This window comes from Pseudomonas sp. PDM18 (genome assembly GCF_014852585.1).
Classification (GTDB): Bacteria; Pseudomonadota; Gammaproteobacteria; order Pseudomonadales; family Pseudomonadaceae; genus Pseudomonas.
This window is the reverse complement of the sequence record NZ_JACVBX010000018.1, coordinates 66,829-88,547: the sequence shown is the minus strand read 5'-3', so window position 1 is coordinate 88,547 and position 21,719 is coordinate 66,829. Positions and strand designations below refer to the sequence as shown.

Annotated in this window: 17 protein-coding genes and 1 tRNA gene; 8 read left to right on the top strand and 10 right to left on the bottom strand. The window is 65.0% G+C overall.

Translation table 11 applies throughout. The annotated features are described in order from the left end of the window. Positions 1–233: 233 nt before the first annotated feature. Positions 234–935, bottom strand: coding sequence for a fumarate/nitrate reduction transcriptional regulator Fnr (gene fnr / locus IB274_RS27225; RefSeq protein ID WP_412548454.1), 702 nt, complete (start codon positions 933–935; stop codon positions 234–236). Between the two features lie 298 nt (positions 936–1,233). On the opposite strand from fnr, the gene IB274_RS27220 reads away from it, so the two are divergent. The 5 genes from IB274_RS27220 to IB274_RS27200 all read left to right on the top strand — a co-directional run bounded on the left by IB274_RS27220 (position 1,234) and on the right by IB274_RS27200 (position 6,002). Continuing rightward, positions 1,234–1,992: a hypothetical protein gene (locus IB274_RS27220; RefSeq protein ID WP_192435889.1), complete on the top strand. Its 759-nt coding sequence runs from the start codon at positions 1,234–1,236 to the stop codon at positions 1,990–1,992. Positions 1,993–2,100: 108 nt separating this feature from the next. Continuing rightward, positions 2,101–3,390, top strand: a complete 1,290-nt coding sequence (locus tag IB274_RS27215; RefSeq protein ID WP_192435888.1) for an NAD(P)/FAD-dependent oxidoreductase — start codon at positions 2,101–2,103, stop codon at positions 3,388–3,390. A 13-nt stretch (positions 3,391–3,403) separates the two neighbouring features. Beyond that, positions 3,404–3,955 (top strand): helix-turn-helix domain-containing protein, encoded by a 552-nt coding sequence (locus IB274_RS27210; RefSeq protein WP_192435887.1) that lies wholly within the window; start codon positions 3,404–3,406, stop codon positions 3,953–3,955. A gap of 172 nt (positions 3,956–4,127) precedes the next feature. Next, positions 4,128–5,477 carry a glutamine synthetase family protein gene (locus IB274_RS27205; protein ID WP_192435886.1) on the top strand — a complete coding sequence of 450 codons (1,350 nt, stop codon included), beginning with the start codon at positions 4,128–4,130 and terminating at the stop codon, positions 5,475–5,477. 366 nt (positions 5,478–5,843) lie between these two features. Beyond that, on the top strand, positions 5,844–6,002 hold the full coding sequence (locus tag IB274_RS27200; RefSeq protein WP_003084988.1) for a YqaE/Pmp3 family membrane protein: 159 nt from the start codon (positions 5,844–5,846) through the stop codon (positions 6,000–6,002). On the opposite strand, the gene IB274_RS27195 is transcribed toward IB274_RS27200, so the two are convergent. The 8 genes from IB274_RS27195 to rpsU form a co-directional block, all read right to left on the bottom strand. Further along, positions 5,999–7,567 (bottom strand): PAS domain-containing methyl-accepting chemotaxis protein, encoded by a 1,569-nt coding sequence (locus IB274_RS27195; RefSeq protein ID WP_192435885.1) that lies wholly within the window; start codon positions 7,565–7,567, stop codon positions 5,999–6,001. The two genes, IB274_RS27200 and IB274_RS27195, sit on opposite strands and share 4 nt — an antisense overlap. Then, on the bottom strand, positions 7,564–9,744 hold the full coding sequence (locus tag IB274_RS27190) for a putative bifunctional diguanylate cyclase/phosphodiesterase (RefSeq protein WP_192435884.1): 2,181 nt from the start codon (positions 9,742–9,744) through the stop codon (positions 7,564–7,566). Before IB274_RS27190 ends, IB274_RS27195 begins: the two co-directional genes overlap by 4 nt. Before the next feature lie 166 nt (positions 9,745–9,910). Further along, positions 9,911–10,234 (bottom strand): hypothetical protein, encoded by a 324-nt coding sequence (locus IB274_RS27185; protein WP_024763617.1) that lies wholly within the window; start codon positions 10,232–10,234, stop codon positions 9,911–9,913. A 194-nt stretch (positions 10,235–10,428) separates the two neighbouring features. After that, positions 10,429–10,505 (bottom strand) — tRNA-Ile (locus IB274_RS27180). Positions 10,506–10,521: 16 nt separating this feature from the next. After that, positions 10,522–14,256 (bottom strand): bifunctional diguanylate cyclase/phosphodiesterase, encoded by a 3,735-nt coding sequence (locus tag IB274_RS27175; protein WP_192435883.1) that lies wholly within the window; start codon positions 14,254–14,256, stop codon positions 10,522–10,524. Positions 14,257–14,360: 104 nt separating this feature from the next. After that, the gene (gene rpoD, locus IB274_RS27170; protein ID WP_192435882.1) at positions 14,361–16,214 is read right to left on the bottom strand and encodes an RNA polymerase sigma factor RpoD; all 1,854 of its coding nucleotides are present in this window, start codon (positions 16,212–16,214) and stop codon (positions 14,361–14,363) included. A 78-nt stretch (positions 16,215–16,292) separates the two neighbouring features. Beyond that, positions 16,293–18,317, bottom strand: a complete 2,025-nt coding sequence (dnaG, locus tag IB274_RS27165) for a DNA primase (protein WP_192435881.1) — start codon at positions 18,315–18,317, stop codon at positions 16,293–16,295. A 200-nt stretch (positions 18,318–18,517) separates the two neighbouring features. Beyond that, positions 18,518–18,733, bottom strand: coding sequence for a 30S ribosomal protein S21 (gene rpsU, locus IB274_RS27160; RefSeq protein WP_003085057.1), 216 nt, complete (start codon positions 18,731–18,733; stop codon positions 18,518–18,520). A gap of 200 nt (positions 18,734–18,933) precedes the next feature. On the opposite strand from rpsU, the gene tsaD reads away from it, so the two are divergent. Further along, positions 18,934–19,959 (top strand): tRNA (adenosine(37)-N6)-threonylcarbamoyltransferase complex transferase subunit TsaD, encoded by a 1,026-nt coding sequence (gene tsaD, locus IB274_RS27155; RefSeq protein WP_192435880.1) that lies wholly within the window; start codon positions 18,934–18,936, stop codon positions 19,957–19,959. Between the two features lie 94 nt (positions 19,960–20,053). Here tsaD and plsY read toward each other — a convergent pair whose 3' ends face one another. Further along, positions 20,054–20,623: a glycerol-3-phosphate 1-O-acyltransferase PlsY gene (gene plsY / locus IB274_RS27150; protein WP_192435879.1), complete on the bottom strand. Its 570-nt coding sequence runs from the start codon at positions 20,621–20,623 to the stop codon at positions 20,054–20,056. Between the two features lie 80 nt (positions 20,624–20,703). Here plsY and folB point away from each other — a divergent pair, with 80 nt between their 5' ends. Next, on the top strand, positions 20,704–21,057 hold the full coding sequence (folB, locus tag IB274_RS27145) for a dihydroneopterin aldolase (protein ID WP_015475255.1): 354 nt from the start codon (positions 20,704–20,706) through the stop codon (positions 21,055–21,057). Then, positions 21,048–21,584 carry a 2-amino-4-hydroxy-6-hydroxymethyldihydropteridine diphosphokinase gene (gene folK / locus IB274_RS27140; protein WP_192435878.1) on the top strand — a complete coding sequence of 179 codons (537 nt, stop codon included), beginning with the start codon at positions 21,048–21,050 and terminating at the stop codon, positions 21,582–21,584. The genes folB and folK overlap by 10 nt, the downstream gene beginning before the upstream one ends. The last annotated feature ends 135 nt before the right edge of the window (positions 21,585–21,719 follow it).

Here is a 21,719-nt window from a genome sequence, read left to right as displayed (position 1 = left end):
AGGACGGCGGGAGGCAGCTTGGGCTCCTACTCGTGCGACCAACACCGCGGACCTGCAGCTTGCCTCCCGTCGCTCTCACCTTCGAGCTTATCGAGCTTTGCAGACACAAGCGGGCCATGCCCGCGACCAGCCGGGTACCAGGCCCATCAGTCCGGCGTGGAGGAAAACCCGGCCTGTCGGCCGGTTCGCGGGCATGGCCCGCTCCTACAGGGGAAGCTTGGAGCGGGGGTTGCTCAAAGCTCGACCTCACCCCCGGCCAGCGCGCACAACTCGGTGAAGTCGACGATCTCCGTCTCCCGACCATCCACCCGGATCAGGCCGTGCTTCTGCAGGCGAGTGAAGCTGCGCGAGACCGTCTCCACCGCCAGCCCCAGGTAATCGCCGATTTCGTTGCGCGACATGCTCAGGCGGAAGCGCGTGGCGGAAAAGCCGCGCTCGCGGAAGTGCGCGGAAATGTTGAGCAGGAAGGCCGCGATGCGCGAATCGGAGTTCAAGCGCGAGAGCAGCAGCTTCATCTGCTGATCCTCGCGGATCTTGCGGCTCATCATCAGCATGATCTGGTGCGACAGGCCGGGAATCTGCAGCGACAGCTCTTCCAGCTGGTTGAACGGAATCTCGCTGCACAGGGTGCTTTCCAAGGCCTGTGCCGACACCGGGTAGCTGCCTTCACCCATGCCGGAAAAGCCGAAGATCTCGGTGGCGAAATAGAAGCCGGTGATCTTCTCCAGGCCCTGCTCATTGGTGGTGAAGGTCTTGATCGAACCGGAGCGCACCAGGAACACGCTATGGAACGGGTCGCCCTGGCGGAACACGAAGTCCCCCTTGTGCAGCAGGTGCCCCGGCTTGATGATCGCCTCCAGCTCCTGGACCTTGTCGTCACTCAGGGTGGGCGGTGCCAGCCGGCAGTTCTTGCAGTACGGTTGCGGTTTGATCATCTGATTCATCCATATCCCCATGCGCCGGCTAATCGCGCGCAATTCAGCGTTCCTCGGGCGCATTGCCCCCTCGTAGAACCATAGCAACTGACAGCCATCTGTCATCCGTCGGATCACCAGCCGGGAAGCTGGCCAATGGATTTTTCATACCCGCTTGACCCTTTCTTCACCGCGCCGACCTCAGTCTCCACGTCCATGCACCTGGGGCTATTTGGGGGAGACCGCCAACTCCGGCGTGCAGCGACGTGATCGGTCGGGACGACGCGCGTCGATCCCGCTCATTTTCCGGAGATACGTCGTGAATAAACTGCCTCAGATCACCCTGGCCTTCTGGGTGATGAAGATCTGCGCCACCACCCTGGGGGAAACCGCCGGCGACCTGCTGTCGATGACCCTCAACGTCGGCTATGCGATCAGCTCGCTGATCCTCATCAGCCTGTTCCTCGTCACCCTGTTCGGCCAACTCGCCAGCAAGCGCTACGTGCCCTGGCTGTACTGGCTGGTGATTCTCTCCACCAGCACCGCCGGCACTACCATGTCGGATTTCATGGACCGCACTCTAGGCCTGGGCTACGCCACCGGGTCGGCGATCCTCATCAGCATTCTGGTGGCGATCTTCGCGGCCTGGCGCTTCAGCGGCACCTCGCTGTCGGTGGACAACATCCGCAGCTTCAAGGGCGAGATGTTCTACTGGATCGCCATCCTCTTCTCCAACACCCTGGGCACTGCGCTGGGCGACTTCCTCGCCGACGACTCTGGCCTGGGCTTCGCCGGCGGCGCGCTGCTGATCGGCAGCCTGATCGCCGTGGTGGTGGCGCTGCATTACTTCACCAAACTGTCCTCGGTGCTGCTGTTCTGGGTGGCCTTCGTGCTGACCCGTCCGTTCGGCGCGACCCTGGGCGATGTACTGACCAAATCCCACGAGAAGGGCGGTCTGGACTTCGGCACCATCGGCTCCTCGGCCATCCTCGCCGGCATCCTGGTGGTGCTGGTAGTGGTAGTCAGCGTGCGGCAGAAGCGTGAAGAGCAGGATGGCGCAGCGGTGCTGTCTTCCTGACCCAGTAAAATGCTGCCCGTCCCCGTGAAAGTGATGACGGGCTAGCCTTGTGAAATTTGTTCTGTTATTTTTCATGAAAAATAATCAGAACAATTTCACGAGGTAGCGATGTTCCTGCGTTCGTCCGAACCGGTCGGCACCTACTACGCCGGCGCCAACCCCGAGCTGATCCAGCACCGTGAAGCCCTTCACGAGCCGCTGGAGTGCGAAGTTCTGGTGATCGGTGCCGGTTTCAGCGGCCTGCACACGTCGCTGCAACTGGTCGAAGGCGGGCGCCAGGTCTGCATGATCGAGGCCAGCCGCATCGCCTGGGCGGCCTCCGGACGCAACGGCGGGCAGGCACTGCCGGGCTGGTCCAGCGACCTGGGCCCCATCGAGGACGACCTTGGCCATGAAGGTGCGCTGCGCCTGTGGCAGGGCATGCTCTGGGCCGCCCACGAACTGCGCGACCTGCCGCAACGCCACGGCTTCGATTGCGACTACCGCATCGGCCACCTGTGGACCGCCGTGCTGCAACGCCGGGTCGGCTCGCTCTACGACTGGCAGGCCGAAGCCAATCGCCGCTGGGGCTACGAAGGCCTGCAGTTCATTCCCCGTGAAGACCTGCCGCAGTGGATCGCCAGCGACCGCTACCAGGCCGGGCTGTACGATCCGAACTCCGCGCACCTCAATCCGCTGAAGCTGGCCTACGGCCTGGCGGGCGCCATCGAGCGCGCCGGTGGCCGCATCTTCGAGCAGACCCGCGCGCTGAGCTTCCGCGAGACTGGCAGCGGCTATGAGGTCACCACAGAGCATGGCAGCGTGCGCTGCGCCTCCCTGGTGCTGGCCTGCAACGCCTACATCGACGGGCTGGACCGCGACGTCTCCGAACGCATCCTGCCGGTGGGCACCTACCAGGTCGCCACCGCGCCGCTGGGCGAGGAGCTGGCCCGCTCGCTGTTGCCGAAGAACTGCTGCGTCACCGACAACCAGTTCGTCCTCGACTACTTCCGCCTGACCCCCGATCATCGCCTGCTGTTCGGCGGCGGCTGCACCTACCTGGGCGGCATGCCCTCGGACATCCGCGCTGCCACGCGCCCCTATGTCGAGCGGGTGTTCCCGCAGCTCAAGGGCGTGGAGCTGGAATTCGCCTGGGGCGGGCACATCGACTGCAGCATGCGGCGCACCCCGGACATCGGCCGGCGCGGCAATCTCTACTGGCTGCAGGGCTATTCCGGCCACGGTGTACTGCCCAGCCTGGCCGCCGCCCACGCCGTGAGCGAAGCCATGCAGGGGCGCAGCGACGAGCTTGACCTCTATCAACGCATCCGCAATCCCGGGTTCCCCGGCGGCCAGCGCTTCGCTGCGCCACTGGAAGCCGTCGGCAAGGCCTGGTATCGATTGCGGGACTTTGTCTAATTCGGAACCTGCCATGACCCAGACGGTTGCCAACGAACACCTTGCCACGCTGATCCGCGACCTGCGCAAGCACAAGAACCTCACCCTGGGCGAGCTGGCCGAGCAGATCGGCCGCTCGGTGGGTTTCCTTTCCCAGGTCGAGCGCGGCCTGTCGCAACCGACCGTCGCCGACCTCACCGCCATCAGCGAAGCCTTAGGCGTACCGACCACCTACTTCTACGCTGGCGACACCCGCCGCGAGCGCGACTGGGTGACCCGGCCGAACGACCGCCGCACCCTGTACTACGCCGGTGGCGTCACTGACATCCTCGCCTCGCCGAACATGTCCGGCGGCTTCTCCCTGCTCGACAGCATCCTCGCCCCCGGCGCCACCAGCGGCGAAGGCCACCTGAACGACAGCTCGGAGCAGGGCGGCTTCGTCCTCGAAGGCGAGCTGACCATCTGGTACGAGGACGACACCGTCACCCTCTACCCCAACGACAGTTTCCAGCTGCCGCCGCACAGCCAGTTCCGCTACGGCAACCTCACCGACCAACCGACCAGGGTGCTGTGGATCTTCACGTGAATTTCGACCGGTACCTGCTGCGCTCGCCCATGCGGCGTTGGAAGTCGGCTCGGATTGCTCATTTAGCGGCCTAAACTCCGCATCCGAGACGACTTCCGCCTTGCCTGGCCTTCGCTCGCGACGGTCCCGCCTCGAAATTTCTCCCAGCGCCCGAGAACAAAAAGGCACCTCAATGAACCGCCCGATGCATCCCGACCTGCTCAGCGAAGTCCGCGCCTTCCGCCAGCAATACCCGGACATCCGCTACGTCGACCTGATCTGCCTGGACATTCCCGGCCACTTCTACGGCAAGCGCTACCCCGTGGACATGCTGGAAAAAGTCGCCGCCGGCAGCCCGCTGAAACTGCCGCAGAACTGCGTGCTGCTGGGCGTACAGGGCGGCCTGCACCCCATCGGCGACTATTGCTTCAACGACGGCGACCCGGATGCGCCGCGCCGCCTGATCCCCGGCTCGCTCAAGCCGGTGCGCTGGGAGAACCAGCCGCTGGGGCAGATGCTGATCAGCTCCGACGGCACCGCGGCGCCCATCGAGTTCGAACCGCGCGAAGTGCTCGCCCGCGTCATGCAGCGCCTGGAGTCCAAGGGCATCCGCCCGGTGGTGGCCTTCGAGCTGGAGTTCTACCTGTTCGACAAGAAGCTCGATGCCGGCCTGCCGCAGTACCCGCGCGACCCGCTGAGCGACGACGAGGACGACCAGCCAAACATGCACATCGAGCGCCTGTCGCGCTTCTCGGATGTGCTCCATGAAATCGTCGAAGCCTCCCGCGAACAGGGCGTGGACGCCAACGTCATCACCGCCGAGATCGGTCCGGGGCAGTTCGAGATCAACTTCGCCCACTGCGACGATGGCCTGCACGCCGCCGACCAGGCTGCGCTGTTCACCCGCGCGACCCGTGGCGTGGCGCTCAAGCACGGCTACCGCGCCAGCTTCATGAGCAAGCCTTACCTGCATGCGCCGGGCAGCGGCATGCACGTACACGTCAGCCTGTACGACCGTGACGGCAACAACCTGCTCGACCGCGACAACCAGCAGGCTCTGCGCCACGCCGTGGCCGGCTGCCTGGAACTGCTGCCGCACTGCATGCCGATCTTCGCCGCCAACCACAACGCCTACCGCCGCTACGGCTCCCGCGTGAACGCCGCGAGCAAGGCCAGCTGGGGCTTCGAGGACCGCGATGCGTGCATCCGCATTCCGGAGTCTGACGGCAAGAACCTGCGCATTGAGCACCGCCTGGCCGGCGCCGACGCCAACCCGTACCTGGTGCTCGCGGCGATCCTCACCGGCATGGAGCACGGCCTGGAAACGCGCCGGGAACCGATCCCGCCGCTGAACGAAGACCGCGCCAGCGGCATCGACTTCCCTCGCGACATGCTCGGCGCCGTCGCCGAAATGGAAGACCACCCGGTGGTCAAGGAAGGCCTGGGCAGCGAGTTCGTCTTCGTCTACTGCGAGAACAAACGCCACGACCACCTGGATTTCATGAACGAAGTCAGCGCGCGGGAGTACCGCTGGTTCCTCTGACGCGTAATGCTCTTTGTAGCGAGCTTGCTCGCGATTGCGGGCATGCTCCACTCCTTCAAAATCAAAAGCCCCTCTCCCTAACCCTCTCCCGCAGGCGGGAGAGGGGACTAAAGCGGCATCAGGCGAAACTCCGCGTGAACCGGCAACTCCAAACGGCCCCCTATCCCTTCGGAGCGGGGCGCGCAGCCAGGGCTGGGGAGAGGGTGGCTCCTGCGCGCACTGCACCTGCAGGGGCGGCCGGTGCCCGCAATCGCGTCCATGGGACGCTCCTGCAGGTAAGCGTCGTAGCCAGCCAGATTCTCTGAACCCGCTCCGCTGCCCGGCGGTCCATTCCATGCAAGAGGCAATCTCACAAGGAGCCACCGCATGGACCTCATCCGTATCCTCATCGCCATCCTTCTGCCGCCGCTGGGCGTGTTCCTCCAGGTCGGTTTCGGCGGAGCGTTCTGGCTCAACATCCTGCTGACGCTGCTCGGCTACATCCCCGGCATCGTCCACGCCGTGTACATCATCGCCAAGCGCTAACCCGCCCGGCTGCCCTCCCAGAAATGCTCCGCCAGCATCCTCAGCTCCGCCGCCAGTTCCGCCATCCGCGCGGCGCTGCGCTGGCAGGTCCCGACCTGCGCTGCGTTGCTGTCGGCCGAGCCGCGGATGGCGTGCAGGCTGCGCTGCACGTCCTCGCTGGCGGCGCCCTGTTCCTCGATGGCTTCGGCGATTTCCAGGCTCATCCGCTGGATCGCCGAGACCTGCTCGCTGATGCGCTCTAGCGTGCCCGCCGCCTGGCCGGCCTGGGCCAGGCTCGCCACCGCCTGATCGCAGCAATGCCATAGCGCCCGTACCGACTCCTCGGCGCCCTGCTGAAGGTTGCCTACCAGCGACTGGATGTCCCGCGCGGAATGCTCCGTGCGCGAGGCCAGCGCGCGAACTTCGTCGGCGACCACCGCAAAACCGCGTCCGCTTTCCCCGGCGCGCGCAGCCTCGATGGCGGCGTTCAGCGCCAGCAGGTTGGTCTGCCCGGCGACGTCGCGGATCACCTCGAGCATCCGCGAGATCGCCTCGCTGTGCTCCTTCTGTTGTTCCACCGCGGTGCTGGCTGCGCGCACGCCGGCTTCCAGCGCGGCGAGTTGCCCGCGTGTGCCGTGCACGTCCTGATGCCCGGACTGGGTGATGCGCTCGCTGCACTGCGCCGCCACGGCGCTGTGCTGCGCGTGGCGAGCGACTTCCTGGACGCTCTGCGCCAGTTGCTGCATGGCGCTGGCGACCTGCTCGGTCTCGCGCTGCTGCAACTGCGAAGCCGAGCTGCCGCCAGCCATGGCGTCGGCGAGCGCGGCGGAGTGCTCGGCCAGTTGCCGGGACGCGTCGGCCATGCGTCCGACCACGGCGGCGGTCTCCGCCTCCAGCATGCGGAAGGCGAAATCCAGCTCGCCGAATTCGTCCGCGCGGCCCGAGTAGAGCTGCTGGCTCAGCGGGTTGTCGGCAATCTTGCGCGCGCGCCCGAGCAGCACGCCAAGCGGTTGCAGGCGCAGTACCAGCCAGGCGCCGGAAGCACCCAGCGCCAGCAGGAACGCCAGGGCGGTCAGCTTGGGCAGCAGCAGAGCCAGAGTGGCTGCGCTGGCCTGCGCCAGCCCCAGCCCGACCAGCAGTTGCGGCAGTAGAGGTAGGCGTGGTCGACGCAATGTCCCGCCCTGGCGCATGCGCGCATAAAGGCGCTCTGCCGCGACGACCTGCTCGGCACCCGGGCGTGTGCGCACCGACTGATACTCGACGACCTTTCCCCCATGACGGATCGGCGTGACGAAAGCGCTGACCCAATAGTGGTCGCCGTTCTTGCAGCGGTTCTTCACCAGCCCCATCCAGCTGCGCCCAGCCTGCAAGGTCTGCCAGAGGTGGGCGAAGGCGGCGGGCGGCATGTCCGGATGGCGCACGCGGTTGTGGTTGAAGCCCACCAGTTCCTCGGCCTCGAAGCCGCTGATCCGGAGGAAATCCGGGTTCACATGACTGACCGCGCCCTTCAGATCGGTGGTGGAAAGGATGTTCGCGTTGAGCGGCACGTCCACCTGGTGGCCGGTGACCGGCATGTTGAGCTTCATCGCTGGTGCTCCAGGCGTGTCTGGAACAGTTGTTCCGGCGCCAGTGGCTTGCTGAACAGGAAGCCCTGGGCGTGGCGGCAACCCTCCTGGCGCAGGAAGTCGAGGTGCTCCTGGCGCTCGACACCCTCGGCCACCACTTCCAGGCCGAGGCTGTGGCCCAGGCCGATGATTGCCCGGCAGATGGCGCTGAGCTCCGGGTCGTCCGGCACGCGGGTGATGAAGCTGCGGTCGACCTTGAGGATGTGCAGCGGATAGCGCTTGAGATAGCCCAGCGAGGAATAGCCGGTGCCGAAGTCATCCAACGCCAGACGCACGCCTTCGGCAGCCAGTTCGCGCAGGCAGGCGAGGGTTTCCGCGCCGTCCTGCATCAGCAGGCTCTCGGTGATCTCCAGCACCAGGCTGCGCGGCGACAGGCCGCTCTCCGTGAGAATCTGCTGCACCCGCGCGGCGAAGCCCGGCTGCTGCAGTTGCCGGCTGGACAGGTTGACCGAGCAGTACAGGTTGCGATGCCCCTGGCTCTGCCACAGCGCCGTCTGCCGGCAGGCCTGGCGCAGCACCCAGTCGCCGACCGGGACGATCTCGCCGGACTCCTCCAGCGCCGGGATGAAGTCCAGTGGCGAGATCGACTGGCCATCGTGCTTCCAGCGCAGCAGCACCTCCACCGCTTCCCAGTGCGGCGAGTCGCGGTCCAAGCGGACGATGGGCTGGTAATGCAGGCTGAATTCCTCGCGGCGCAGCGCCTGGGCCAGCGCGCTTTCCAGGTCCAGCCGACGCTGCGCCTCGGCCTGCAGCTCCAGGCTGAAGCGCGCGTACTGCGCCTTGCCGGCCTCCTTGGCGCGGTACAGCGCCAGGTCCGCGGCCTGCAGGGTGTCGATGGCTTGGCCGTCGGTCATCAGCCCGGTGATACCGATGCTGGCGCTGACCACCAGTGTGCGGCCGTCCACGTGCAGCGGCTGGCGCAGGCAATCGAGCATCCGCTGCGCGACCTGCTCGGCGTCGACCAGGCTGGCCAGATCGTCCAGCAGCACGACGAACTCGTCGCCGCCAAAACGCGCCAGGTGATCGCCTGGCCGCAGGCAGCGCAGCAGGCGCTGGGACACTTCCACCAGCACGCGGTCGCCCACCGCGTGGCCGAGGCTGTCGTTGATCAGCTTGAAGCGGTCCAGGTCGATGAACAGCAGGCCAGATTCGCGCGCGCCGGGGCGGCGCTGGCGCATCAGGGCCTGCTGCAGAAGCTCGTCCAGACGCAGGCGGTTGCCCAGGCCGGTGAGCGGGTCGTGCCGCGCTGCGTGGCTGAGCTGGTGTTCGCTGGCCTTGTGCTGGCTGATGTCGGTCTGCGAGCCGGCCATGCGCCCATCGGTGACCACGCCGCGCGCCAGCACCCAGAGGTAATTGCCGTCGCGTTGGCGGATACGGTACTCGTGACTGAGCAGCGCGCTGCTGCCGCGCAGGTGAGCGTCGATGGCCTTGCGCAGGCCGGGCAGGTCGTCCGGGTGCACGCGAGCGAACCAACTGGTGCTGCCTTCGCCGAGGTTGTCGCGGGTCAGCCCGAGCATGCGCGCCCAGCGCTCGGAGACGTAGAGACGGTCATTGCCCAGGTCCCAGTCCCAGATGCCGTCGTTGGCACCGCGCAGGGCGCGGGCATAGCGCGCTTCGCTGTCCTCCAGCGCCTGGCGCTGGGCCGCGCCGTAGGTGTCGATGGCCAGCGACATGTCGAAGAACACGCGCTTGAGCAGGCTGGCGTAGGTCTGGGCTTCCGGGGCATCGCCCATCAGGTCGGCGAGCATCTGGTCCAGGTACAGGCGATACGCGCCCAGGTACCACTTCAGCTCGACGCCGACCTGCTGGTGCACCAGCCCGATGCGCAGGCGGTCGCGCACGTAGTCGGCATCCTGCGGGGCGTCCCAGAGCTGGCGGTAGTATTCGAACTGGCTGCATTTAAGCCGCGCCAGCGTTGCCGGCTCGGCGAGTATCGCCCCCAGCGGCGGGTAGTTGCGCAGGTGGTCGTAGAGCTGCTCGATGAAGCGCTGGTGGCAGCCCTCCAGTTCGGCGGCGCGGCCGTGGAGATGGCTGCCATCCTCCTCGCGCCACTCCAGGTAACTCAGGCGCTGATCGACTTCCATCGTCGACAGGCCGATGCGCTCGAGCACGCTCTCGAGCTTCGGTCCCAGGCCCATGTTCGGCTCCTTGCGGGTCTGCTGTTTTTGTCGGGCATGAAAAAAGCGCCGGCTCGTCGTCCAGTCGAAATCGACGGCGACCAACTCGGCGCTTTGTCTTGCAGGCCCACAAGTCCTGCCCGGCAAAGCCAGCTTCCGCAACGGCGGAACGCGGGTGGTTTGTCTTTTACACCAGAGGGCGCGGCCCCGACAACTCCTGCAGCGCCCCGCTCAAGCGCTGGCGCAACTCGCCCAGCTCGCGGGAGCGGAAGGCATGACGGGTGCGCTCCAGCACACCGATGGCATCGGCCAGCAGCGCGAGCATTCGTGCCGAATCGCTCAAGGGCGCGTCCTTGAACCAACGGCACAACGGCGCCTGCTCGCAATTGCGCGGCCCTTCCATCACTGCGCAGGGCAGCTCGTAGGCCGCCAGCAATGCACGAACCTGGCGCGCCAACGCCGGGTCCTGGGACGTGACCAGCAGTTGGACCGGATATCGGTGAAGAGTCATGGGGGCTCACTCATATCAGGAAGATGCCAATTTAATGGCTAATGGCTATCTGATATTGACCCTTGTCATAGGGCAAGACGGCTCCCGCCAGGGGCGTGTGGGCGAGTGTGAAGTGGCTCTCACTCGGCCGTGGGGGAAATTGACCCGCAGAAACGAAAAAAGCCGCGCTGAGGCGCGGCTTTTTGCTGAAAGGGTGGTGGGCCCACACGGACTTGAACCGTGGACCAAAGGATTATGAGTCCTCTGCTCTAACCAACTGAGCTATAGGCCCCCAGAAGGCGGGCGGATTATACCGGGGCGTTCTGGCTTGCGCCAACCGGATGCAGCGGGACCAGGAACCTGTTGGCAAAGGCGTCGGCCGGCAGCGGGGCGCTTAGGGCGTAACCCTGGATCTGGTCGCACCCTTCGGCTTCGAGGAATCGTTCCTGGGCTTCGCGCTCCACGCCTTCGGCGATTACCGTGAGATTCATGCTGCGACCCAGGGCGATGATGGCGCGGGCGATGGCGGCGTCATGGGGGTCGTCCGGTAGGCCGTGGACGAAGGACTGGTCGATCTTCAGGGTGTCCAGCGGTAGCTGCTTCAGGTAGCTGAGGGAGGAGTAGCCGGTACCGAAGTCGTCGATGGCCAGTTGCACGCCGAGGTGCTTGAGGCTGTGCAGGATCGCCAGGGCTTCCTCGGTTTGGTGCATGAGGAAGCTCTCGGTGATTTCCAGCTGCAGGCGCGAGGACTGCAGGTTGTAGTGGGCGAGCAGCTCGCGGATGCGTTCGACCAGGTTGGTCTGGCGCAGTTGCGCGCCGGCGAGGTTGACCGACAGCGGGCCGAAGGCGGCATGGCTGTCCTGCCAGCGGCTCATCTGCCGGCAGGCTTCGCGCAGCACCCAGTCGCCCAGCGGTAGGATCAGGCCATTTTCCTCGGCCAGGGGGATGAAGCGATCCGGGGAAATCGCGCCGAATTGCGGATGTTTCCAGCGGATCAGCGCCTCTGCTCCTACAAGTTGGCCGCTGGAGAGGGACAGCTTGGGCTGGTAGTAGAGTTGCAACTGGTCGCTCTCCAGGGCGCGGCGCAGTTCGTGTTCCAGGGCCATGCGTTCGGTGGCCTGGAAGGTCAGCTCGCGGGTGTAGAACTCGACGCGGTTGCGGCCCTGGGCCTTGGCCCGGTACATGGCGGCGTCGGCGTTCTTCACCAGGGTGGCGACGTCGCCGCCGTCGCTGGGGTAGAGGCAGATGCCGATGCTGGCACTGACGAAGAACTCCTGTTCGCCGGCGATGAACGGCTTGTCGAAGCAAAGCAGCAGCTTGTTGGCGACGTGTTCGGCATCCACCGCGTGATGCAGGCCGGGCAGCAGGATGATGAATTCGTCGCCGCCCTGACGGGCTACGGTGTCGACGTCGCGTAATTGCTCGCGCAGTCGCGTGGCGATGGATTTCAGCAGCAGGTCGCCCACCGGGTGGCCGAGGCTGTCATTGATGTGCTTGAAGCGGTCGAGGTCGAGGAACATGACAGCGCCCTGGTGGTCGTCTTCCTGGGCTTCCTTGAGCGAGGCGTTCAGGCGGCTTTCGAACAGCAGGCGGTTGGGCAGGCCGGTGAGCGGGTCGTGGTGGGCCTGGTAGTCCAGCCGCGCCTGGGCGTACTTGAGGGTGGAGATGTCGGCGAACACGCCGACGTAGTGGGTCAGTTCGCCGTCGGCGTTGCGCACGGCGCTGACGGTCAGCCACTCCGGATACAGTTCCTGGTTCTTCCGGCGGTTCCAGATTTCGCCCTGCCAGTGGCCTTCGGCGTTGATCTGGTGCCAGAGGGCGACATAAAAGCTGGTGTCGTGCTGGCCGGAGGCGAGCAGGCGTGGAGAGTTGCCTAGGGCCTCCTGTTCGCTGTAACCGGTGATCTCGCTGAAAGCGCGGTTGACCGCGACTATCTGCTGGCGCGCGTCGGTGATCATCACGCCTTCAGCGGTGCTTTCGAACACGGTGGCGGCGAGGCGGAGCTTCTCCTGCATCTGCTGCTGCTCGGTGATGTCCCGAGCGATGGTCAGCATGCAGTCGTCGTTGCCGATGGTGATGCGGTGGGCGGACAGCTCGCACAGGCGCAGGCTGCCGTCGCGGGTGCGAATCTGCGCTGTGAAGTCCGGGGCGCTTGAAGTGTTGTCGAGGATGCCCAGCAGCTTGCTGCGGTCGGCCGGGTTGGCCCACAGGCGCAGGTCCAGCGTTGAGCGCTCGGCGGCTTCCTCGCGGCTGTAGCCAGTGATGCGGGAGAAGCCTTGGTTCACTTCCACCAGGCGGCCGTCGCTGATGCGCGAGATGAGCATGCCGTCGGGGGAGGCGTGGAAGGCCTTGGCGAACTTCTCCTCGGAAACGCGCAGTTGTTCCTGGGTTTCCTTGACCTGGGAGATGTTTCTCACCACCACGACCAGCGCCGGAGTGTCGTCGAGGATGATGTGCTGGGCCGAGAGCAGGGCGGTGAAGCGTGTGCCGTCGCGGCGGTTGAGCGGAATCTCGACGTTGTTCAGCGGCTCGCCCTGCAGGCGCGCGAGCATCGCCGGGCCCATGCCCGGTTCGCCCCAGATGCCCAGCTCGGTGGAGGTCTTGCCCAGCGCCTCGCTGGCGGGGATGCCGATCTGCTGCTCGAAGGTGCTGTTCACCGCTAGCAGTTGCCCGTCGACGCGGCGCGCCAGGACGATGATGTCCGGGCAGTGGTGGAACACCGAGGCGAACTTCTGCTCGGACAGGCGCAGGGCCTGCTCGGTGTGCATGGCGTCGGTGATGTCGATCATCAGGCCGCGCAGGATCAGGTCGTCGCCGTGGTGGATCAGCGTGACGATGTCGCGAATCCAGACGATCCGCCCATCGGCGGCGAGCATGCGGTAGTCGAAGCTGTGGTTGCGCCCGGCCTGGCTTTCGCTCAGGCAGAAGTGGATGGCGCGTTCGGCGTCTTCCGCGTGTAGGGTGCGCTGCCAGAAGCCGGGCTCCAGCCAGTCCTTGATCGGGTAGCCGAGGAGTCGCTGGGCGTGGGGAGAGACGTAGGTGAAGCGGTTTTCCGCCAGGCGCATTTCCCAGGCGATGGCGGTGAGGCTTTCCACCAGGCCGCGGTAGTGCTGTTCGCTGTCGCGCAGTGCCTGTTCAAGCTTCTCGCGACGCTGCATTTCGCCGCGCAGGCGGCGGTTCATGGTGAATAGCACCAGCAGGGTGATGGCTGTCAGGAGGGCAATGGGGACGGCGATTTCGAGGACCTCGCGCCACACCGAGCGCCGGTCCAGCAGGCCGCCGACCCAGGGCGCCTGGAGGGCATCGATCTGCTCGACGGTCAGGTCGGCCAGTACCTTGTCGATGATGCCGGCGAAGATCGCCTGGTCCTTCGGCACGCCCATTGCCAGTTGGAAGCGATAGGGCGTTTCGCCGCTGATCTGCAGGCCGTCGAGCTTGAGCTGGCGCAGGTTCCAGACGGCGGAGGCGAGATCGCCGACGAATGCATCTACCTGCCCGGTGGCCAGGGCTTGCAGGCCGGCGGCGACGCTCGGCAGGGGTTGCAGGTTCAGGTCGGGGTGCTTAGCGGTCAACAGCTCGTGAGCTGCGTAGTTGGCCACGACGCCAACCTTGAGCCCGTAGAGTTCTTTGAGGCCGCTGGGAGCCGGGCCGTCCTTGCGGGCAAGGATGATGATCGGAAAGTCGAGGTAGGGGCGGGTGAAGGTCAGGTAGTCGAGGCGCTTGGGAGTAGCCATGACGCCGGGCAGCAGGTCGATGCGGTTGTCGCGTGCCTGTTGCAGGACTTCGCTCCAACTGGCCGGTTCGACCGGCTGCAACTTCACCTTGAGTTGTTGGCTGATGAGCTGCACATAGCTGGCAGCGAGCCCCTGGTAGCGGCCCTCCGTGTCGCGGAATTCAAAGGGTGGCCAGGAGGTGTCGACGCCCAGGCGCAGGCTGGGATGTGCCTGCAGCCACTGCTGCTCCTCGGGCGTGAGGCTCAGGGCGAATGCCTGTCCCGCCCAGAATGCGAGGCACCACAGTAGAACTGCCTGCAGACGCGGCATGAAGGGCCTCATTCCAGGAGGGGACTATGCCGAAGTGTAGACGTGGCACTTTGCCCGATGGAAGGCCCAAAGAAAAACCCCCGGTTTTGGCCGGGGGTTCTTCGTCACTCGTCGAGGAAGGAGCGCAGATGCTCGCTTCGCGACGGGTGGCGCAGCTTGCGCAGCGCCTTGGCTTCGATCTGACGGATACGCTCACGGGTTACATCGAACTGCTTGCCGACTTCCTCGAGGGTGTGGTCGGTATTCATGTCGATGCCGAAGCGCATGCGCAGCACCTTGGCTTCGCGAGCGGTGAGGCCGGCGAGGACTTCGCGGGTGGCTTCCTTGAGACTCTCGCTGGTCGCCACTTCGATCGGCGACTGCATGGTGGAGTCCTCGATGAAGTCGCCCAGGTGCGAGTCTTCGTCGTCACCGATCGGCGTTTCCATGGAGATCGGTTCCTTGGCGATCTTCAGGACCTTGCGGATCTTGTCTTCCGGCATGTCCATGCGTTCGCCCAGCTCTTCCGGTGTCGGCTCACGGCCCATCTCCTGCAGCATCTGGCGGGAGATACGGTTGAGCTTGTTGATCGTCTCGATCATGTGCACCGGAATACGGATGGTGCGGGCCTGGTCGGCGATCGAACGGGTGATCGCCTGGCGAATCCACCAGGTGGCATAGGTCGAGAACTTGTAGCCGCGACGGTATTCGAACTTGTCCACCGCTTTCATCAGGCCGATGTTGCCTTCCTGGATCAGGTCGAGGAACTGCAGGCCGCGGTTGGTGTACTTCTTGGCGATGGAGATCACCAGACGCAGGTTCGCCTCCACCATCTCCTTCTTCGCACGGCGGGCTTTCGCCTCGCCGATCGACATGGAGCGGTTGACGTCCTTGATCTCGGCAACGGTCAGCTGCGAGCTGGTTTCCAGGTCGACCAGCTTCTGCTGGTTGCGCAGGATGTCGTCACGCAGGCGCTCGATGGCCTCGGCATACTTGGGCTTGCCCTTGAGTATGGAGTCGACCCAGGCGGTGTCAGTTTCATGGCCGGGGAACTGGCGGAGGAAGTCGGCACGCGGCATGCGGGCATCACGCACGCACAGCTGCATGATAGCGCGTTCCTGGCGGCGGACGCTGTCCAGCGAATCGCGGACCTTGGCGACCAGTACGTCGAACTGCTTGGGCACGAGTTTGATCGGCATGAACAGTTCGGCCAGTGCGACCAGCTCTTCGGTTGCCTGCTTGCTGCCGCGGCCGTGCTTCTTCAGAGCCTTCTTGGCTTTTTCCAGTTGCTCGGAAACGGCGCCGAAACGACGAGCGGCTTCTTCCGGATCCGGACCGCCGTCGCCTTCTTCTTCCTCACTGTCGCCGTCGGACTCTTCGTCCTCTTCGTCCTTATCCTTGTCCTTGGCTTCGGCGTCGTCTTTCAGACCGACCGGCTCGACTTCCTCGGCCGGCACGGTGCCGTCATCCGGGTCGATATAGCCACTGAGGACGTCCGACAGGCGGCCGCCTTCGGCGACGATGCGGTTGTACTCTTCGAGAATGCCGTCCACCGCGCCGGGGAATTGGGCGATGGCGCTCATGACCTCGCGGATGCCTTCCTCGATGCGTTTGGCGATTTCGATCTCGCCTTCGCGGGTCAGCAGTTCCACGGTACCCATTTCACGCATGTACATGCGCACCGGGTCGGTCGTGCGGCCAACGTCGCTCTCTACCGCGGCAAGGGCGGCAGCAGCTTCTTCGGCGGCAGCTTCATCGGTATCGGTTTCCGCCAGCAGCAGGGCATCCGCATCCGGGGCTGTCTCGAATACGTTGATCCCCATGTCGTTGATCATGCGGATGATGTCTTCTACCTGTTCCGGATCAGAGATATCCTCCGGCAGGTGGTCGTTGACCTCCGCGTAAGTCAGGTAGCCCTGCTCACGACCACGGGTGATCAACTCTTTGAGACGAGATTGCTGTTGCGCTTTTCCGGACATAACACCCTATCCACTGAAGGTCTTGGCGGGCTGAAATAAGCCGAGGATTATACCAGATTCGAGGCTTCAGGCGCCAGTTCAGCTCTGGCTGCCTGTTGAAGAGGGGGTGCTGTAGTGCTCCCGCAGTAACGCTTTCTCTTCGTCGGTCAGTTCACTGGGGTTCTTTCGCAGCACACTGTGCAGGCGGGCTTCGCGGCTGCTGAGCAGTTGGTTGTGTGCAAGTGTAGTAATGGTGTCGACGAACTGCTTTTCAAGATTGCCGTCATCGATCAGCCATTCTTTCCCCGCCAGCACCTGCAGCAGGCGCCCTTGGGGTGTTCCGTGCCAGCGCGCGATGAGGTGCATCGAGCTCTGTTTCGGATTCTTCTGCAACGCTTCGACCAGGGCTGCGAGCAGTTGCGAGTAGGTCTGTCCCTCGTTGGAGAAGTGGCTCGCATCCTCGACGCTCTGCGCCAGTTGAGGATGGTGCAGCAGGGTGCGCAGCGCGGTCAGCGTCGGCGATTCGACGCTGATCTCGGTACGTGGCTGGCGCGGCGTGAAGTCGCCTTTCTTGCCTTTGCCGTCCCATTTGCGATCGCCCTTCCAGGGCTTCTTGCCCTGCTTGGCGCCGCCGTTGCCGGCGGAAAATTCCTGCGGAGCCTCGAAGTAGTTTGGAGCCTCCTGATAATGACTGTCGCCATGCTCTGCGAACTGGCCCATGTCGTAGTCGGCGTATTCGTGGGCGTGCTGCTCTGAGCCTTGTGCTCTGGTAGACACGGGCGCCTGGCTGGGCTGGCCTTGGCCGGTAAGGCCCGAGCGCGGCGCGCTGATCTGGCTGAGCGCCTCGGCGGACAGCCCGGTGATCTCGCCCAGACGCTGGCGCATCAGCAGGCGCAGGGTGTTGCCGGGAATTTTTTCCAGCAACGGCCCGGCCAGGGTCGCCAGGTGCGCCTTGCCTTCCAGCGTGCTGGGGTCGGCTTCCTGGGTCAGTTGCTGGAAGAAGTAGTCCGCCAGCGGCTGGGCCTGGTGGGCGAGGCGGGCGCGGAATGCGTCCGGGCCTTCGGCGCGCACCAGGCTGTCCGGGTCTTCGCCCTCGGGCAGGAACAGGAAGCGCACCTTGCGCCCGTCCTGCAGGTTACTCAGCGCCGACTCCAGTGCGCGCCAGGCAGCATTGCGGCCGGCCTGGTCGCCGTCGAAGCAGAAGAGGATGTTCGGCACGATGCGGAACAGCCGCTTGATGTGTTCTTCGCTGGTGGCCGTGCCCAGGGTCGCGACCGCATTGCGAATGCCCTGCTGTGCCAGCGCGATAACGTCCATGTAGCCTTCGACCACCATGATCTCGTCGAGATCCCGGTTGTTCTTCCGCGCCTCGTACAGGCCGTAGAGCTCCTGTCCTTTATGGAAGACCGGGGTTTCCGGCGAGTTCAGGTATTTCGGCTTGTCGTCGCCCAGCACCCGGCCGCCGAAGGCTATCACTCGGCCGCGGCTGTCGCGGATGGGGAAGATCACCCGGTCGCGGAAGCGGTCGTAGCGCTTGCCGCTGTCGGGGTTTTCCACCAGCAGCCCGGCATCGAGCATGGCCTTGAGTTGCAGGTTGTCGCCGCCCAGGTTCTTCAGCAGGTTGTCCCAGCCCGGCGGGGCGAAGCCCAGGCCGAAGTCGCGGGCAATCTCGCCGGTCAGGCCGCGGCCCTTGAGGTATTCCACTGCTGCCTTGCGCGCCGGGTGGCTTTTCAGCGCCTGGCGGTAGAACTCGGCAGCACCTGCCAGCAGTGGATAAAGCGGCGAGTCGACCGGTTGGCGCGGCTTGTTGCCGCGTCGGCCTTCCTCGCGGGGGATGTCCATGCCGGCGCGCTTGGCCAAGTCCTCTACCGCTTGGACGAAGTCCAATTGGTCGTGGTCCATGATGAAACCGAGCGCGTTACCGCCAGCGCCACAGCCGAAACAGTAATAGAACTGCTTGTCCGGGCTGACGGTGAAGGAGGGTGTCTTCTCCTTGTGGAACGGGCAGCAGGCGCTGTAGTTCTTGCCGGTCTTCTTCAGCTGGATGCGCGAACTCACCACATCGAGAATGTCGGTGCGGTTGAGCAGGTCATCGATGAAGGATTGTGGGATCAGGCCGGCCATAGACTCATCGGGACGCAGGGTGGATCCAAGCATAGCGCGGGGCGTTGAGGCCGCGAGCGAGGCTTGAGACTAAGCATGGGGCTGGAAAAGCAAAAACTCCGAAGTCCGCGAATGCGAATCGGAGTGGGGTGCCTGGTTTCAGGCACTCGCCCGGCGAGTGGGCCGGGCGATGCGGAAAGCGTGCGACGAAGCGCTGTAACTCAGTACAGGCGCTCGCGGCGGCGCTGTTCGCGCTGCACTTTCTTGGCATGACGCTTAACAGCGGCAGCGGCCTTGCGCTTACGCTCAGCGGTCGGCTTTTCGTAGAATTCGCGGCTACGGACTTCGGCCAGTACGCCTGCTTTTTCGCAGGAGCGCTTGAAACGACGCAGAGCTACGTCGAAGGGTTCGTTCTCTTTAACTTTGACGGCGGGCATCCAGGTCGTACCTTCAATGATTACCGGAGGATTTATCGCGCTCCTGACGGTTGTTCGGAGTCGGCGGTTTTCAAGGGTTGCGGATATTAAACGTTCGGAAGGAGGAATGCAAAGCCTCCGATCGAAAAGCACTGGTCCGAAGCCCAGCCGGCGATTATGATGCGCGGCTTCAATTTTGCCCAGAGTAAAGGCTCAAACCCATGCTAGTGCTGGGGTTGGAAACCTCTTGCGACGAGACCGGCGTCGCCCTGTACGACAGCGAAAAAGGCCTGTTGGCCGATGCGCTGTTCAGCCAGATCGACCTGCACCGCGTATACGGCGGTGTGGTTCCCGAGCTGGCCTCCCGTGATCACGTCAAGCGTATGCTGCCGCTGATTCGGCAGGTGCTGGCCGACTCCGGCCGCACCGCCGAAGACATCGACGCCATCGCCTACACCGCCGGACCCGGCTTGGTGGGCGCGCTGCTGGTCGGCGCGTCTTGCGCCCAGGCCATGGCGTTCGCCTGGGGCATACCGGCCGTCGGCGTGCACCATATGGAAGGCCATCTGCTGGCGCCGATGCTCGAAGAGCAGCCGCCGCAGTTCCCGTTCGTCGCCTTGCTTGTGTCCGGCGGCCACACCCAGTTGGTGCGGGTGGATGGCATCGGCCAGTACCAGGTGCTTGGCGAGTCGGTGGACGACGCCGCCGGCGAAGCCTTCGACAAGACTGCCAAGCTGCTTGGCCTGGCCTATCCCGGCGGTCCGGAGATCGCACGCCTGGCCGCGAGCGGAACCGCTGGTCGCTTCGTCTTCCCTCGGCCGATGACCGACCGTCCGGGCCTGGATTTCAGCTTCAGTGGCCTCAAGACTTTCGCCCTGAATACCTGGCAGCGCTGCGTCGCCGAAGGTGACGACAGCGAGCAGACCCGCTGCGACATTGCCCTGGCGTTCCAGACGGCAGTAGTCGAGACCCTGACGATCAAGTGCAAGCGCGCGCTCAAGCAGACTCACCTTAAGAGCCTGGTGATCGCCGGTGGTGTCAGCGCCAATCAGGCGCTGCGCCAGCATCTGGAAAAGATGCTCGGCGAGATGAAGGGCCAGGTTTTCTATGCCCGCCCGCGCTTCTGCACCGATAACGGCGCGATGATTGCCTATGCCGGCTGTCAGCGCCTGGTGGCCGGGCAGCAGGATGGTCCGTCGATCGGCGTCCAGGCACGTTGGCCAATGGAGTCGCTGCCGGCGATCTGAATAATGAAGCTGCAAACGACGCGGCACATGCTCTGAGCGGCATGGGCCGTTTTTTCGCTTGCAGCGCGGTACGCGGGCCGGGAAGCTCGCGGCTCTAGAAGTGACGCTCGCGCCCGGCGATCAAGTCGCGCAGGTTGCTGCGGTGGCGCCAGACGATCAGGCCGGTGAGCACGGTCATCGGCAGCAGCGCCGAAGGCTCCTGCCAGGCCAGCAGCGGCAGGGTCAGTGGCGTGGCCACCAAGGAAGCCAGGGAACTGGTGCGCGACAGCTTGAAGGTCACCAGCCAGGCGATTGCCGCGAGCAGGGCCGCCGGCGGGTACAGCGCCAGCAACATACCGGCGGCGGTGGCGACGCCCTTGCCGCCACGGAAGTTGAAGTACAGCGGGTAGAGGTGACCGATCACTGCTGCCAGCCCGATCCAGGCCTGCTCCACGTCGGACAGGCCGATCATCCGGGCAATGAGGACCGGCAGCAGCCCCTTGGCGAGATCGCCAAGCAGGGTGAGGATGGCGATCTTCCTCCCGGCCAGGCGCAGCATGTTGGTGGCGCCGGGGTTGCCCGAGCCGCTGGCACGCGGGTCGGCGGTGCCGAACAGGCGACTGAGGAGTACCGCGAAGGACAGTGATCCGAGCAGGTAGGCGAGGATCGCCAAGAACCAGAACATGGTTTCCACCGGAGACGAGGTCGTTTCCGATTCTAACGGGGCGCCGGCCGCTTGTCGTGTCGCCTTGGAGCATGCAGTCAGTGGACAGAGTTTTCATCGAGGGGCTGGAAGTGGACACCGTGATCGGCGTCTACGATTGGGAACGGGGTATCCGGCAGTGCCTGCGCCTGGACCTGACGCTGGGCTGGGACAACCGCCCGGCGGCGGCCGACGACGATATCGCCAAGGCCCTGGACTACGCCGTGCTCTCCGAGCGGGTCATGGCTTTCGCCCGTGACGCGCACTTCCAGCTGGTGGAAACCTTCGCCGAGCGCTTGGCCGAGCTGCTGATGGCGGAATTCGGCATCCAGTGGCTGCGCCTGAAAGTCACCAAGCCCGGCGCCGTTGCGGCCGCCATCGGCGTGGGTGTGGAGATCGAACGCGGATGCCGCTGACGACGGTCTACCTCGGGCTGGGCAGCAACTTCGACCGTGAGCGGCACCTGCTTGCCGGGCTGGAGGCGCTGGACGGCTTCCTCGAGGAGATCCACTGCTCGCCGGTCTTCGAGAGCGAGCCAGTGGGCATTCGCAGCGGCCCCTTCTACAACTTCGTGATCGTTGCGCGCACCGATCTGCCGCTGGCGGAGCTGAGTTTGCGGCTCAAGCATATCGAGGCGGACAACGGTCGCTATGCGCCGGAGCGCAAGGGCCTGCCGCTGGATATCGACGTGCTGCTGTACGGCGATCTGCACGGCGAGTTCGACGGCCTGACGCTACCGCGCGCCGAGGTGCTGAAGAACGCCTTTGTGCTCTGGCCGCTGGCGCTGCTGGCGCCCGAGGTGAAGCATCCGGGGGCGCAGTGTTCGTTTGCCGAACTGTGGGCGGATGCGCAGATCGCGCAGAAGCTCTGGCCGGTGCCCTTCCAGTGGCGCGGTGTGGAGCTGACACCAGCGGCGCTGATCGAGGCGCATCCGGCGGCTTGATCCCCCGTTCGGGGCTCTCCTGGGGCACAGAACTTCCTGGCGGCGAGCTTTTGGTAGGAGCGAGCTTGCTCGCGAACAGAGATCACCGGCGACACGAGCGCTGGGCGGGTTCGCGAGCAATAACGATGGCGTCCC